Consider the following 12,537-nt stretch of genomic DNA (forward strand, 5'->3'; position numbering starts at 1 on the left):
GGGAGGAAGGCCGCGTTGACCCGGCTGTATGCGCTGGAAAGCACGTCCGGGGTCGTAACCGGACGGCGACCGCCGACGCAGGACGCGAAAGCGTCCCTCACCGCCGAGGAAACGCGCAACCTGAATATCCCCGTCGGGGAATCCCACCCCTTTAGGGGTGGGAGGAGGTCAAGTCCCGGTAGAACGCGACGGCTTCGGAGCGGTCGGGAACGGTCAGCGCGACGCGTCCGATGCGGGTCGCCGCCGGGAGCGAAGATGGGTGGTCAGCCATGGGGTATTGCCTGTCGTTCGTGCCCCACGGGCAAAGGCGAACGGTCGAGTGAGACCGACGAGTACTCAAGGCCGCCGACGAAGCCCTGCACATGGACATCGAGGTCGAACCGGTCGAGGAACTCGACGAGTCGGCGGTTCCCGAGGGCGTCGACGCCGCGGACTACGTGCTGTACGGCGGCAAGGGCGGCGTCGGCAAGACGACGATGGCCGCGGCCACCGGTCTCGCCAGCGCGCGCGACGGGACGGCCACCCTCGTCGTCTCGACCGACCCGGCCCACTCGCTGTCGGACACGCTGGAGACGAACGTCCCGGCAGACCCGGCCCGCATCCGCGAGGACATCCCGCTGTACGCGGTCGAAATCGACCCCGACGCGGCGGTCGGCGACGGCCCCTTCGACGAGGAGGGTGGCCTCGGCGGGATGGGCGGCATCGGCCAACTGCTCGGTGGTGGGATGCCCGGTATGGGCGGTGGCGACGCCGCCGGACAGGGTGACGCCGCGGAGATGGACCCGCTCTCCGGCCCGATGCCGGGAATGGACGAAGCCGCCGCGATGCGGATGCTGTTGGAGTACATGGACGACGAACGGTTCGACCGCGTGGTGGTCGACACCGCGCCGACGGGGCACACCCTCCGCCTGCTCGAACTCCCCGAGTTGATGGACTCGATGCTGGGTCGCGTGCTGACGCTCCGCCAGCGGCTCTCGGGAATGGTCGACAACATCACGGGGCTGTTCGGGGAGAGCGAGACGCCCGACGCGGAGGCCGGCCTCGAAGATTTGGAGGTCCTCCGCGAGCGCATCGAACACCTGCGCGCGGTGTTGCGTGACCCCGCCAAGACCGACTTCCGCGTCGTGATGGTGCCCGAGGAACTCAGCGTCCTCGAATCACAGCGGCTCTTGGACCAGTTGGAGACGTTCGGCGTGCCCGTCGGTACCGTCGTCGTCAACCGCGTGATGCAGGACCTCTCGGACGTCACCGACGCGGACCCGGACTGGTTCGTCACCCCCGACTTGGACGACTGTGAGTTCTGTCAGCGACGCTGGCAGGTCCAACAGGGCGCGCTCCGTGAGGCCCAAGACCTCTTTCGCGGCCACGAGGTGCGCCGTGTCCCGCTGTTCGCCGACGAGGTGCGCGGCGAGAAACTGCTGACCGTCGTCGCCGCCTGCCTCGGCTAGCGGCGGCCGATGATGCGGGCGGCGGCGACGCCCACGCCGATGATGAGGACGCCGATGATACCGTTGAGGACCAACCCTATCGGTCGGCCGTTCACGAGGTTGTTCAGCCCCAACCAGAAGAAGAGCAACGAGAGGACGACGTGCAGGACGAGGACGCTCGTCGGGACGTTCGGACCCACGTCGATACCGAGAGCCATACTCGGCTCTCGGCCCCGCCGGTCAAAAACGGTCCGAAACGGCCCGCTCACTCACTCGGCGTCCCGACCACCATCACGCGCAGGTCGTTGACGTTCGTCCCCGTCGGCCCCGTCTTGACCAGCGCGCCCCGTTGTCGCAGGTACGTCGCGGCGTCGCTGTCGTCGAGTGCGGCGTCGGCCGCCCGCCAGTCGGTCACCGTCTCCGCGTCGACCAGTGCCCCGGCCACGCCGCTCTTGCCGTCCTTGCCGTCGGTGTCGACGCTCGCCACGACGGCCCCGTCCGGGAGCGACCCGGCCGCACTCAACGCGAACTCGCAGTTGGGGCCACCGTCACCGTCACCCCGAACCGTCACCGTCGTCTCGCCACCCGAGAGGACGACTGCGGGCGGGTCCATGGGGTTCCCGGTCGCGACCATCTCCGCCGCGACGGCGGCGTGCGTCTCGGCCGCCTCGCGGGCCTCGCCCGTGACCCGCGAGGAGAGGACGAGCGTCCGGTAATCCGCCGCACGCGCCGCCTCCCGGGCCGCACCGAGTGCCGTCCACGCGTCCGCGAGAACGTGCGTTCGGACCCGGTCGAAGGCCGCGTCGTCGTCGGTCGGTGTCTCTGGCACCTCGCCGGCCACTCCCCGCCGCAGTCGCTCGGCAACCGCGTCGGGGGCGTCGATTCCGTACCGCTCCAGCACCGCGAGCGCGTCCGCGAACGTGGTCGGGTCGGGAACCGTCGGCCCGCTGGCGATGGTCGCCGAGTCGTCGCCGACCACGTCCGAGAACAGGAGCGTGACCACCGTGGCGGGTGCGACGACCCGAGCGAGTTGGCCGCCCTTCAGTGCCGAGCAGTGTTTGCGGACCGCGTTCACGTCCTCGATGGGCGCGCCGCTGTCGAGGAGCGCGTCGGTCACAGCCCGCAGGTCCGACAGCGAGACGCCGTCGGCGGGGGCCGGCAGGAGCGCGCTCCCGCCGCCCGTGAACGCGGCGAGGACGAGCGTCTCCCCGTCCGCCCGTGTCGCACGCTCCCGGACCGTCGCCGCGCTCTCGACACCGCGCTCGCTCGGGACCGGATGGTCACCCGGCAGTACCTCGAGGCGAGCCGTCTCGACGGGGTTGTCTGTCACGACGACGCCCCCGTCGAGGGCGTCGCCGAGGACCTCTTCGAGCACGCGGGCGACGTGTGCCGCCCCCTTCCCGGCCCCGAGGACGAGCACTGTCTCGAACGCGCCGAGGTCGAGTATTTCGTCGCCGACGCGCAACTGGTCGCCGTCGAGCGTCACCGACTCGCGGACGACGCGCTCCGGCTGTGCGGCCGCGATGCCGGCCTCGATACAGTCGAGTGCGACTTCCTGCGCGGGCGAATCGGCCAGCGCGTCGCGGTCGTGAATCATTCAGGCGAACTTCCGCAACACTCTGTAGAAGGCGTCACGGAGGGTATCGGGAGCGAACCGCGACAGGAGCGTCAGGCGGGCGAACTGCCCGACCGGGTATCGTGCCTTCGGGTCCGGGGAGACGGCGACCTCCAGCACCGTCTCGGCCACGTCCTCCGGGAGCACTGCGACCGTGTTCTTGCCGCCGAGCGTCTGCTGGTCCTCGTGGAAGTCGTAAATCGTGTCGTAGGCACCCGACATCTCGGTTCTGCGGTCGAGTTCCTCGTTTCGCCGTTCGCCGAAGTTCGTCTCGACCGGGCCGGGTTCGACCAGCACCACGTCGACGCCGTGCGGGTCGACCTCCGGCCGCATCGCGTCGCTGATTCCTTCGAGGGCGAACTTCGAGCCGTTGTACGCACCCATCCCCGGCGAGGCGACCCGTCCGGCCACCGAGGAGATGTTGACGATAGTCCCCTCTCCTTGCTCGCGCATGTGCGGAAGCGCGGCGCGGGCCAGACGGTGTGGCCCGTAGACGTTCACGTCGAACTGTGCGTGGAGTTCTTCGACGGGGATGTCCTCCATCGGCCCGAACTGGCCGTACCCCGCGTTGTTGACCACGCAGTCGATGCGGCCGTCCTCCTCGACGACGCGCTCGACGGCGGCGGCGACGTCCTCGTCCTCGGTTACGTCGAGTTCCTGTGTCTTACAGCCAGCCTCGGCCAACGCCTCGATGTCGTCGGTGTCACGCGCCGTCGCGTACACCGTCCAGCCTTCCTCGTTGAACGCCTCCGCCGTGGCGCGACCGATACCCGACGAACACCCCGTAATCAGCACCGTCTTGTCTTCCATGGGTGCCCCGTCACGTCCCGGGAAGTAACGTTTTTCTACCTCTCGACGAGTGCCGTCGCCTCCCCGGCGTACGCGTCCGCCAGTCGCGTCGGCTCCGGCAGTTTGTACCCGTCCGCACACGCCAACGCCACGTCGGCGGCCGTCTCGGCACTCACGCGGTGGCCGGGACTGACGTAGACAGGGTTGACGTGCCGGTTGGGCGAGTCGAACTGCCGGGTCTGGACGGCGTGGCCGATAATCGTCCCCGCCGGTGCGGTCACGTCCCCGTCTGCCTCGATGGGGACGCGTTCGCCGGTTTCGAGACCGTCCGTCGACCTAGCGGGCGTCCCACAGAGAAGGTTCTTCGCCACGCCGACGCTTGGCAGGTCCAGCGTGACGCCGACGTGGGTGGCCAGTCCCGCTTCCCGGTAGTGGATGCGGCCGCTCCCGTCGAACACCGCGAGGTCGGGTTCGACCGACAACTCGGCGAAGCCCGCGAGGATGGCCCCGCCCTCGCGGAAGGAGAGCAGGCCCGGAACGTACGGAATCTCGACGGGCGCGACGGCGTGGACGCGCTCTATCACCTCGCCACCCCGGAGTGCGACGAGGGCACTGACCGCCCGGTCGTCGCCGAGGAACGCTTGGTCGATGCCGACCACGACCGGTGTGTCCGCGTCGCCGGGGCTTGTATCACCGCCGCTATCGCCGAGGCGTCGCTGGTTGGATTCCTGCCCGGCACAGACCGCTCCGGCGTCGAACGCGAAGTCGTCGGCGAACGTCGCCCGCTCCGCGAGCGTCCGCTGGAGTGATTCCATCGCCTCGCGGGACGACGACGGGTCCGGGACGAACTCGGGGTGGACTGGCTCCATCTCAGAAGGGACCGCGGCCACCGGGGCCGCCCGGACCACCGCGGGGGCCGCCGCCGAACTGTAACTGGGACGGCGCGCGCACGCTCCCCTTGACGCGCTGGCCGACGGCGAGGCCGATACCGAGTCCGAGGAGGTGAGCGACCTGTGCCACGCCCCCGGACCCGACGCCGCCGCTGAAGATGGAGAAGACGGTGACGGCGGTGTAGCCGAGGGTCAACAGCCACAGCGGCACCGGGAGGATGAAGTAGAGGTACACCTTGAGGTTCGGGTTCAGAACCGTCAGCACGCCCATTATCGCGAGCGCGGCACCGCTGGCACCGAGGACGCCCGACGCGCTCGCGCTCCCCAGCACGCCGGGGTTCTGCAGTATCTGGATACCGATTTGCCCGAGGCCCGCGAGGGCACCGCTCCCGAGGAACAACAGCGCGAACTTCCGGGACCCGACGTACTGCTCGACCAGTCGGCCGAAGAAGTAAATCACGATGCTGTTCAGCGCGATGTGGAAGAACCCGCCGTGGGCGAAGATGGAGGTGAACCACGTCCAGACGTACTCGGGGTGTGCCGGTGACAGGACGAAAATAGCGTTCCAGAGCGGACTCGCACGACTCGCGACGCCGAGACTCGGCGTGCCGACGAGGACGAACGCGGCGAGGTACTCCAACAGGAGGGTGACCCACATCAACCCGAGGAAGAGGAAAGTCACGTTCCCGCGGAAGTAGCCCAATATGCCGCCCGGTCCGGTGTCGATGTTGACGCGGTCGAACGGGCTTCGGCCGCCCTGTGAGCGGCCGCGGCTGTTCACCGAGTCGTCGAACCCGCTGTCGAACACGCCGTCGGGGTCGTTCCACTGCTCCAACCCGGGACAGCTGTGGTTCTCGGGGAGACGGTGGTCGGCACAGAACGTCCCGCCGCAGTGTCGACACTGGTACGGCATGTTCTCCTGCCTGCCGCACTCGTCGCACTTCGCCATTACGACGCGGTAGGGCACCGCTCCGGAAATGTCTTCCCCACCGCGGCGAGGCCCGCGGACGACCGGTCTGCCGTCCGGCACCCGTATCGGACTGCACCCGTCCGAGAGTGTTTTGCCGGTGGCACACCGAGAGTGGAGTGTGCAAGAGTACGAGCGCAAACAGCTCATCGAGCGCGTCGAGCGGGAGGGCGCGACGGTGGGCGTCGACATCCCCGAGAGAATCACCGTCCAAGGCGAGACGGTGGACCTCCAGGCGTTCGTCTTCGAGATAAAGCGTCGCGACACGGTTCCCGCGGGCGAGCGCGAACGCGTCGAGCAGGCAAAGAAGAACCTCCGGCGCGAACGCCTCCAGCGCAAACAACGCATCGAAGAGGACGACATCTCGTTCGCGGAAGGCGAGGAACTCGCCCGGGCGATTATCGGCATCGACCGGGCGTTGAACGCTTTGGAGAGTCTGGGGCCGACCGACATCGAACGTGAACGCAAAGCACAGGAGACCGCCGACCGGAAACGCTGGACGAAGTTCCTCCGGAAGGCACTCGGTCACGAGGAGGCCGACAGCGGCGTCGGCGTCGACGGACGGGGTCGCTGATGAGCCGAAACGAGGAACTCGCGGGCCTGCTCGAAGAGTTTGCCGACCGTCTGGAGGCCGACGACGTGGAGTACAAACCCCGCGCGTACCGGCGGGCCGCCGAAAACGTCCGTGCCTCCGACGCGGCAATCGAGGCGTTGGCCGCCGAGGGCGAGGCCGCCGTGACCGACATCGAAGGCGTCGGCGACGCCATCGCCGCGAAGATAGTCGAGTACGTCGAGACGGGCGAAATCGAGGAACTCGAAGCACTCCGTGCCGACCTCCCCGCGGACATCGAGGCACTCACCAGCGTCGAAGGGGTCGGTCCGAAGACGGTCGGCACGCTCTACCGCGAACTCGGCATCGAGACGGTGGACGACTTGGAAGCCGCGGCCCGCGCCGAGGAGATACGCGACGTGTCCGGGTTCGGCGCGAAGACGGAGCAGAACATCCTCGACAACGTGGCCTTCGCCCGGCAGGCGAGCGAGCGGGAACTCGTCGGGAAGGCCCGCCCCTACGGCGACAGAGTGCGCGACTACCTCGGGGAGCAGGACGCCGTGGAGCGGGTCGAACTCGCCGGGTCGATTCGGCGGTGGCGGCCGACCATCGGCGACGTGGACGTACTGGTCGGGAGCGAGGACGCAGACGCCGTCGTCGCGGCGTTCACCGACTGGCCGCCGGCCGACGACATCATCGAGGCGGGCACGAGCAAAGCCAGCCTCCGGGCCGACGACTTCCGCGTCGACCTGCGGGTCGTCGTCCCCGAGGAGTTCGGGAGCGCGCTCCAGTACTTCACCGGAAGCAAGGACCACAACGTCGCCCTCCGGAACCGCGCCATCGAGCGCGACCTGAAGGTCAACGAGTACGGCGTCTTCGACGTGAGCGACACCGACAGCGACGACCAGCGGGCGGGCGAGCGAATCGCCGGCGACACCGAGGCGAGTATGTACGAGGCCCTCGGCCTGCCGTGGATACCGCCGGAACTCCGCGAGGACCGCGGCGAAATCGCGGCCGCCGCCTCGGGCGAGTTGCCGACCCTCCTCGAAGAGAGCGACGTACGCGGTGACCTCCACACCCACACTGAGTGGTCCGACGGAAACGACACCGTCGCCGAGATGGTCGAGGGAGCCGCCGAGTTCGGTCACGACTACGTCGCCATCACCGACCACGCCACCGGCCCCGGGATGGTCGGCGGCGTCGGCCTCGACGACGACGACCTGCGCGAGCAACTCCCCGAAATCAGGGCCGCCGCCGACGACGCCGCTATCGACGTGTTCGCGGGCGTCGAAGCCAACATCGGTGCCGACGGGACCGTGTCGGTGGCCGACGACCTACTCGGCGACCTCGACGTGGTCGTCGCATCCCCCCACGCCGGACTCGACGGCGACGGCACCGACCGCCTCGTCAGCGCGGTCGAACACCCACACGTCGACATCCTCGGGCACCCGACGGGCCGCCTGCTCAACCAACGGAGCGGTCTCGATATCGACGTCGAACGCGTCGCCGCGGCCGCCGCCGACCACGGCGTCGCCCTCGAAATCAACAGCGACCCACGCCGGTTGGACCTCTCCGGGGCCGCGGTCAAGACGGCACTCGAGGCGGGCGCGACCATCGCGGTCAACACCGACGCCCACCAGCCCGGCACCCTCGCGTACGTCCGCTACGGTGTCCACACCGCCCGCCGCGGGTGGGCCGAGGCCGGAGACGTGTTGAACGCGCAGGACGCCGACGGCGTCCGGGAGTCCCTCGGCCTGTGACCGACGAGTGCCCGACGGGTGGCGACGAACGCGCCCGCGACGCGCTCTTGCTCGACGCGATGCTCGGGAAACTCGCCACCTACCTGCGGATGTGTGGGTACGATGCCGCGTACGCGCTGGACCGGGACGCTGAGGACGACGACCGACTGCTCGCCATCGCCCGCGACGAGGACCGGACGGTTCTGACCCGTGACCGCGACGTGGCCCGCCGGGCCGACGACGCCGTCCTGCTCACCACCCGCGACGTTACCGACCAGTTGCGCGAACTCCGGGAGGCCGGCTATCCGCTCGCACTCGCCGACCGACCGACCCGGTGTGGCCGGTGTAACGGTCCCGTCGAGCGCGTCGATGCCGACGACGGGACGCCCGAGTACGCGCCCGACCCTGCCGAGGTGTCGGTCTGGCAGTGTCTCGACTGTGGGCAACACTTCTGGCAGGGGAGCCACTGGGACGAGGTGGCCGAGCGGCTGGCGGGGCTGTAGTGTGAGCATCCGCGGCACGAAGCGGCGCGGTTCACTCCGTGCGACTGGCGGGTGTGCGGATGGTGTTTACTCGAAGTTCGGTTCCCGGTCCTCGACGAAGGCGGTCATCCCCTCCTTCTGGTCTTCGGTCCCGAACAGGCCGCTCCAGAGGCGTTGCTCGTACTGGAGGCCGGCGTCCAGGTGCATCCGGTGGACCTGATTGAGTGCCTCCTTTGCGGACTGGAGGGCGAAGGCGGGCTTCTCGGCGAGGTCCGCGGCCATGTCCGCGACGACGGCGTCGAGTTGGTCGTGGGCGACCACGTCCCCGACGAGGCCGTACTGGTCGGCGTCCTGTGCGTCCACGCGCTCCCCGAAGAAGACCAGCCGACGGGCCACCTCGTCGTTGACGAGGCGGGCGAGGCGTTGGGTGCCGCCCCACCCGGGGACGATGCCGAGGTCGATTTCGGTCTGTCCGAGGACGGCACGCTCGCTCGCCACGCGGATGTCCGCCGCCAGCGCGACTTCACAACCGCCGCCGAAGGCGTAGCCGTTGACCGCGGCGATGACCGGCGCGCGGAACGATTCGAGCCGGTTGACCACGCGGTGGCCCAGTTCCGCGTACGTTTGGGCGTCGGCGACGGACATGTCCTTCATGTACGCGATGTCCGCCCCGGCGACGAAGGCGTCGTCGCCCGCGCCGGTGACGACGAGGACGCGCGTGTCCCGCGCCGCCGCCTCGTCGAGTGCCTCGTCGAAGGCCTCCAGCGTCTCGACGTTGAGGGCGTTCAGCCGGTCGGGACGGTCGACGGTGATGGTCGTGACGTGGTTCTCGTGGTCGAACGAGACTGTCTCCCAGTCCATAGCCACCCTGCGGCCAGCGCGGACATAAGCACTGGCCCCGCCAGCACCGGCGTGGGCGCGATTCAGCCTACAGTGACCTCGTGGCACCCGCTCCGGGCTGTTCGCGCCGGTACCGGCGTCCGGCGGTCGGTCGACCCGACGGTCGGGATTCAGAAAGCGGATAAAGGTCCTCGTGTAATCGCCGTCAGATGACTCTCTCGGAGGAGGCCCGGGAGCGACTCGAAGAACTCGTGGCGCTCCAGCCAACGAAGAACGCCGAACTCGAAGAGCGGTGGGGGCTGGATGGCGGCAGCGAGGTCCACCAGTACCTCGAATCGGAACTGAAGGAGTACTACTACCGCAACGACGACAGCCTCATCTGTGCCACCGAGGACGCCGCCGAACTCGTCGGGGCCGAAACCGAAACCGAGGACGGCAAGCGAATCGTCCGCGCGCCGCCCCTGCAGGCCGCCGTCCTCGACGTTCTCGCCGGGCCGGACGAGCGGTCCGAGAGCGTCGTGTCCGTGCTCCACGCCCTCGAAGACGCGGGCCACGAGGCTGACGTGGACGACGTTCGGGCGACCCTCCGCAGCCTCGTCGACAAGGGCTTGGCCGAGCGAATCCAGCGGACCGTCCCGACCTACCGGCTGGCGACGCCCCGGGACGCCTTCGTCGTCGAAGAACTGGACTAGTCTTCTAACCCGGGCCGCCGTCGCCGTCGCTGTGCGTCGAGGAGTCGCTGTATCGCCTTCCCGGGGCCGCCAGCGACAGGCCACCCGTGCTGGCGCCACGCGGGGGGTTCGGGTTCGTACTCGGGACAACGGCCCGAACACTCCGCCGCGCTCTGTTGGCACTCCTTGGTCACACACCACGGCAAGCGGTCGCCGTCGGCGGTCCGCACCTCGAAGTGGCGGCAGTCCGGCCGCATCGTGTCGACGTAACTCCGCCACCCGCGCTCGTAAGCGCGCTCGGCGATTTCGCGCCGCTTTCGCTCCTTCCACGCCGGGTCGGCGTACTCGAAGCGGGCCGCCGAGGCGTCGTGGCCGCCGCCGGACGGCCGGTCGGTGATGCAAGTGCCGGGGTCCGCGACGGCTAACGTCCGGGGGTGCCACGCCACCGCCGCCCCGTCGCCGAAGTCGGCACTCGTCGGGTCGACGGCGAGGACACCGGCCTCGACGGGGATGTCCTCGAACAACGCGGGTTCGACCGACCCGTCCGTCGCGGCGGTGGCGACCCACACCTCGTCGGCCAGCGAGAGCGCGACGTCCCGCTCCAGTTGTGGCGCGAGGGCGCGGGCGGCACTCGCGTCGAGGTCCGGTTTGTTCTCGATGGCGATTACGCGCTGAACCCACTCCGGGTACGTCCAGTTCCGCCGGAGTTCGATGCGGCCGTTCGTGCCGTCCCGCGTCGCCACGAGGCCACGGTCGCTGGCGCGGTGGACGGCCTCGCGGACGTACCGCCACGGGTAGCCCGGGTCGGGGAGGGCGTCGCGGTACCACGCCCACTCTTCGGGGGCGTGGCGGACGACGTGCAGGAGGTCCGAGTCGAGTTCCCGCTCGCCGAAGTCGGCACGGGCGTCGAGGGCCGACCGGTCCGCCTCCACGACGATGGTGTCCCAGCGGCGGTGTTTCGTCCCGAGCTGTCGGGCGACGACGAGGGCGGTGTCCGGGTCACGCTCCCCGCCCGGCGGCCAGTTGTGTTCGACCCACTGGCAGACCCGCAACTCGAAGACGAACTCCGACCCGACGCCGCCAGCGTCGTCGACCATGCAGTGTCCCAGCCTACGACCCTCCGCCCCTTAGAGGTGGGTTGTATCGGATAGGTAGGTATTTCATGCAGGCAACAGATGCGACCTCTACATGGGAGAACCGCTCGCGACACTGCGGTCGTCGGCTCGACTGCAACTCGAACACCCGATTTATCCGGCAGTCGGTTCGGTGTTCGTTTTCGCGGCGCATCTCGCGGCGATGGTCGTGGGTTTCGTCCCGCTCGTCGGGTGGTACATCGCCACAGTCCTCGTGTTCTCGTTGCTCAACACCGGCCTCATCGGTATGACCGACGCGGCGTCGGATGGCGGCGATACCTCGACTGACGTATTCTTCGAGACAGTGCGGAACAAGTACACGACAGTCGCGGGGTCGTACGCTATTACCGCCGCGCTCACGGCCGTGGTCGGTTCCGCTTGGTTGCTGTCTTCGTCGTTCATCACCGAATCCGGTGGCGGTCCGCGTGGCCTCCTGCCGACGGGTCTCGCGTTGGTCGTGGGACTCGGCTTTGTGCTGACCATCGTGGCACTCCAGTTCGTCGGCGTCGCCGCAGTCGTCGACGACTGTGGGAGCTTCGAGGCTGTCACCGAGAGCGCGACCCTCCTCGTCACCGACCCCGTGAGTGTCCTCGGGTACTCCGTGGTCCGTGCTGTTCTTCTGTTCGGGCCAGCGGCCCTGTTCGCCGCTTCGTTCTTGTTGGCACTGCAGTCGGTCGCGCTGACTCCCGGGTCGGTACCGAGTGGGGCCGCGATTCTGTCGCTCGGGGTCGCCGTGCTCGCCGGCTACCTGCTGCTGTGGCTGTGGTATATCCTTCTGCACCCGCTCCTGCTGTCCTATCACGTCGAGTTCTATCGGCGCGTCACCGACGGTGCGTGACAGTCGCTGCCGGGCACGATGAGCAACGACGCCTCTGTCGAGGACACGGGACAGATGGCCTCCCGAACCTGTCAGAACTCCGTCTCTTCCTCGATGAACTCGTGGGCCTCTTCGAGTATCTCGCGGGGGCCGTCCTGCGTGACGGTGTTTATCGCCTGCTCGTAGTCGCGCCACTGCATGTCCCGGTGCTCGTTCGACAGTTCGGCACTCGCTTCGCGGGATTTCGCGATGAACAGGTGAACGGTCTTGTGAATCGTCTGCCCGTTCGCCTCGAACACGTAATCGTAGTCTCGGCGGAAGCCGTCGATGAGCCGGAAATCGCTGATTCCGGCCTCCTCTTTCACCTCTCGGATGGCCGTCTGCTGGAGTTCCTCGTCGCCCTCGACGCCGCCCTTAGGAAACTCCCAATCGCCGGGGCGGCTCTTGAGCAGGAGGTACTCCCTGCGGCCACGTGTGTCGCGAAAGAGGATGGCTCCCGCGCTCGTGGCCTCCTTCATTGGCGAGATTTACACGACCGGTACTTAAGAGAATGTCGGAGCGACGACCGGAACGCTCGCCCATCAAGGGGTGGGTTTTTAGCCATCGACCGTCTCCCC

General features: G+C 68.6%; 14 protein-coding genes. 6 read left to right on the forward strand and 8 right to left on the reverse strand.

Features of this window, described 5'->3' with window-relative positions:
- The first annotated feature begins 362 nt into the window (after positions 1-362).
- Positions 363-1,448 carry an ArsA family ATPase gene (locus MUG95_RS12750; protein ID WP_247008335.1) on the forward strand — a complete coding sequence of 362 codons (1,086 nt, stop codon included), beginning with the start codon at positions 363-365 and terminating at the stop codon, positions 1,446-1,448.
- Here MUG95_RS12750 and MUG95_RS12755 read toward each other — a convergent pair.
- From MUG95_RS12755 to MUG95_RS12775, 5 genes are read right to left on the reverse strand one after another with little or no spacing between them, the layout of a single operon-like run.
- Positions 1,445-1,645: a hypothetical protein gene (locus tag MUG95_RS12755; RefSeq protein WP_247008337.1), complete on the reverse strand. Its 201-nt coding sequence runs from the start codon at positions 1,643-1,645 to the stop codon at positions 1,445-1,447. The genes MUG95_RS12750 and MUG95_RS12755 overlap by 4 nt on opposite strands.
- Positions 1,646-1,692: 47 nt before the next feature.
- Positions 1,693-3,024 (reverse strand): glycerate kinase type-2 family protein, encoded by a 1,332-nt coding sequence (locus MUG95_RS12760; RefSeq protein ID WP_247008340.1) that lies wholly within the window; start codon positions 3,022-3,024, stop codon positions 1,693-1,695.
- Positions 3,025-3,852, reverse strand: a complete 828-nt coding sequence (locus MUG95_RS12765; protein WP_247008342.1) for an SDR family oxidoreductase — start codon at positions 3,850-3,852, stop codon at positions 3,025-3,027.
- A 35-nt stretch (positions 3,853-3,887) separates the two neighbouring features.
- Positions 3,888-4,700 carry an endonuclease V gene (locus tag MUG95_RS12770; RefSeq protein ID WP_247008344.1) on the reverse strand — a complete coding sequence of 271 codons (813 nt, stop codon included), beginning with the start codon at positions 4,698-4,700 and terminating at the stop codon, positions 3,888-3,890.
- A 1-nt stretch (position 4,701) separates the two neighbouring features.
- Positions 4,702-5,670 (reverse strand): rhomboid family intramembrane serine protease, encoded by a 969-nt coding sequence (locus MUG95_RS12775; RefSeq protein WP_247008358.1) that lies wholly within the window; start codon positions 5,668-5,670, stop codon positions 4,702-4,704.
- Positions 5,671-5,809: 139 nt separating this feature from the next.
- Here MUG95_RS12775 and MUG95_RS12780 point away from each other — a divergent pair, with 139 nt between their 5' ends.
- Genes MUG95_RS12780 through MUG95_RS12790 form a run of 3 tightly spaced genes read left to right on the forward strand, consistent with a single transcriptional unit; the run spans position 5,810 to position 8,480 of the window.
- Positions 5,810-6,262 carry a DUF5788 family protein gene (locus MUG95_RS12780; RefSeq protein ID WP_247008360.1) on the forward strand — a complete coding sequence of 151 codons (453 nt, stop codon included), beginning with the start codon at positions 5,810-5,812 and terminating at the stop codon, positions 6,260-6,262.
- Positions 6,262-7,998 carry a DNA polymerase/3'-5' exonuclease PolX gene (polX, locus tag MUG95_RS12785; RefSeq protein ID WP_247008362.1) on the forward strand — a complete coding sequence of 579 codons (1,737 nt, stop codon included), beginning with the start codon at positions 6,262-6,264 and terminating at the stop codon, positions 7,996-7,998. The genes MUG95_RS12780 and polX overlap by 1 nt, the downstream gene beginning before the upstream one ends.
- On the forward strand, positions 7,995-8,480 hold the full coding sequence (locus MUG95_RS12790) for a Mut7-C RNAse domain-containing protein (protein WP_256463853.1): 486 nt from the start codon (positions 7,995-7,997) through the stop codon (positions 8,478-8,480). The genes polX and MUG95_RS12790 overlap by 4 nt, the downstream gene beginning before the upstream one ends.
- Before the next feature lie 66 nt (positions 8,481-8,546).
- On the opposite strand, the gene MUG95_RS12795 is transcribed toward MUG95_RS12790, so the two are convergent.
- Complete coding sequence (locus tag MUG95_RS12795; protein WP_247008364.1) at positions 8,547-9,320, reverse strand: enoyl-CoA hydratase/isomerase family protein; 774 nt, start codon at positions 9,318-9,320, stop codon at positions 8,547-8,549.
- A 188-nt stretch (positions 9,321-9,508) separates the two neighbouring features.
- On the opposite strand from MUG95_RS12795, the gene MUG95_RS12800 reads away from it, so the two are divergent.
- Complete coding sequence (locus MUG95_RS12800; RefSeq protein WP_247008366.1) at positions 9,509-9,991, forward strand: DUF5797 family protein; 483 nt, start codon at positions 9,509-9,511, stop codon at positions 9,989-9,991.
- Here the strand turns inward: MUG95_RS12800 and MUG95_RS12805 are convergent.
- Positions 9,988-11,067 carry a DUF5787 family protein gene (locus tag MUG95_RS12805; protein WP_247008368.1) on the reverse strand — a complete coding sequence of 360 codons (1,080 nt, stop codon included), beginning with the start codon at positions 11,065-11,067 and terminating at the stop codon, positions 9,988-9,990. The genes MUG95_RS12800 and MUG95_RS12805 overlap by 4 nt on opposite strands.
- Before the next feature lie 91 nt (positions 11,068-11,158).
- Here MUG95_RS12805 and MUG95_RS12810 point away from each other — a divergent pair, with 91 nt between their 5' ends.
- Positions 11,159-11,941: a DUF7847 domain-containing protein gene (locus tag MUG95_RS12810; protein WP_247008370.1), complete on the forward strand. Its 783-nt coding sequence runs from the start codon at positions 11,159-11,161 to the stop codon at positions 11,939-11,941.
- A 71-nt stretch (positions 11,942-12,012) separates the two neighbouring features.
- On the opposite strand, the gene MUG95_RS12815 is transcribed toward MUG95_RS12810, so the two are convergent.
- Positions 12,013-12,438, reverse strand: a complete 426-nt coding sequence (locus MUG95_RS12815; protein ID WP_247008372.1) for a bis(5'-nucleosyl)-tetraphosphatase — start codon at positions 12,436-12,438, stop codon at positions 12,013-12,015.
- Positions 12,439-12,537 lie beyond the last annotated feature (99 nt).

Origin of the sequence: Halorientalis litorea (assembly GCF_023028225.1) — an archaeon.
Taxonomy (GTDB): domain Archaea; phylum Halobacteriota; class Halobacteria; order Halobacteriales; family Haloarculaceae; genus Halorientalis; species Halorientalis litorea.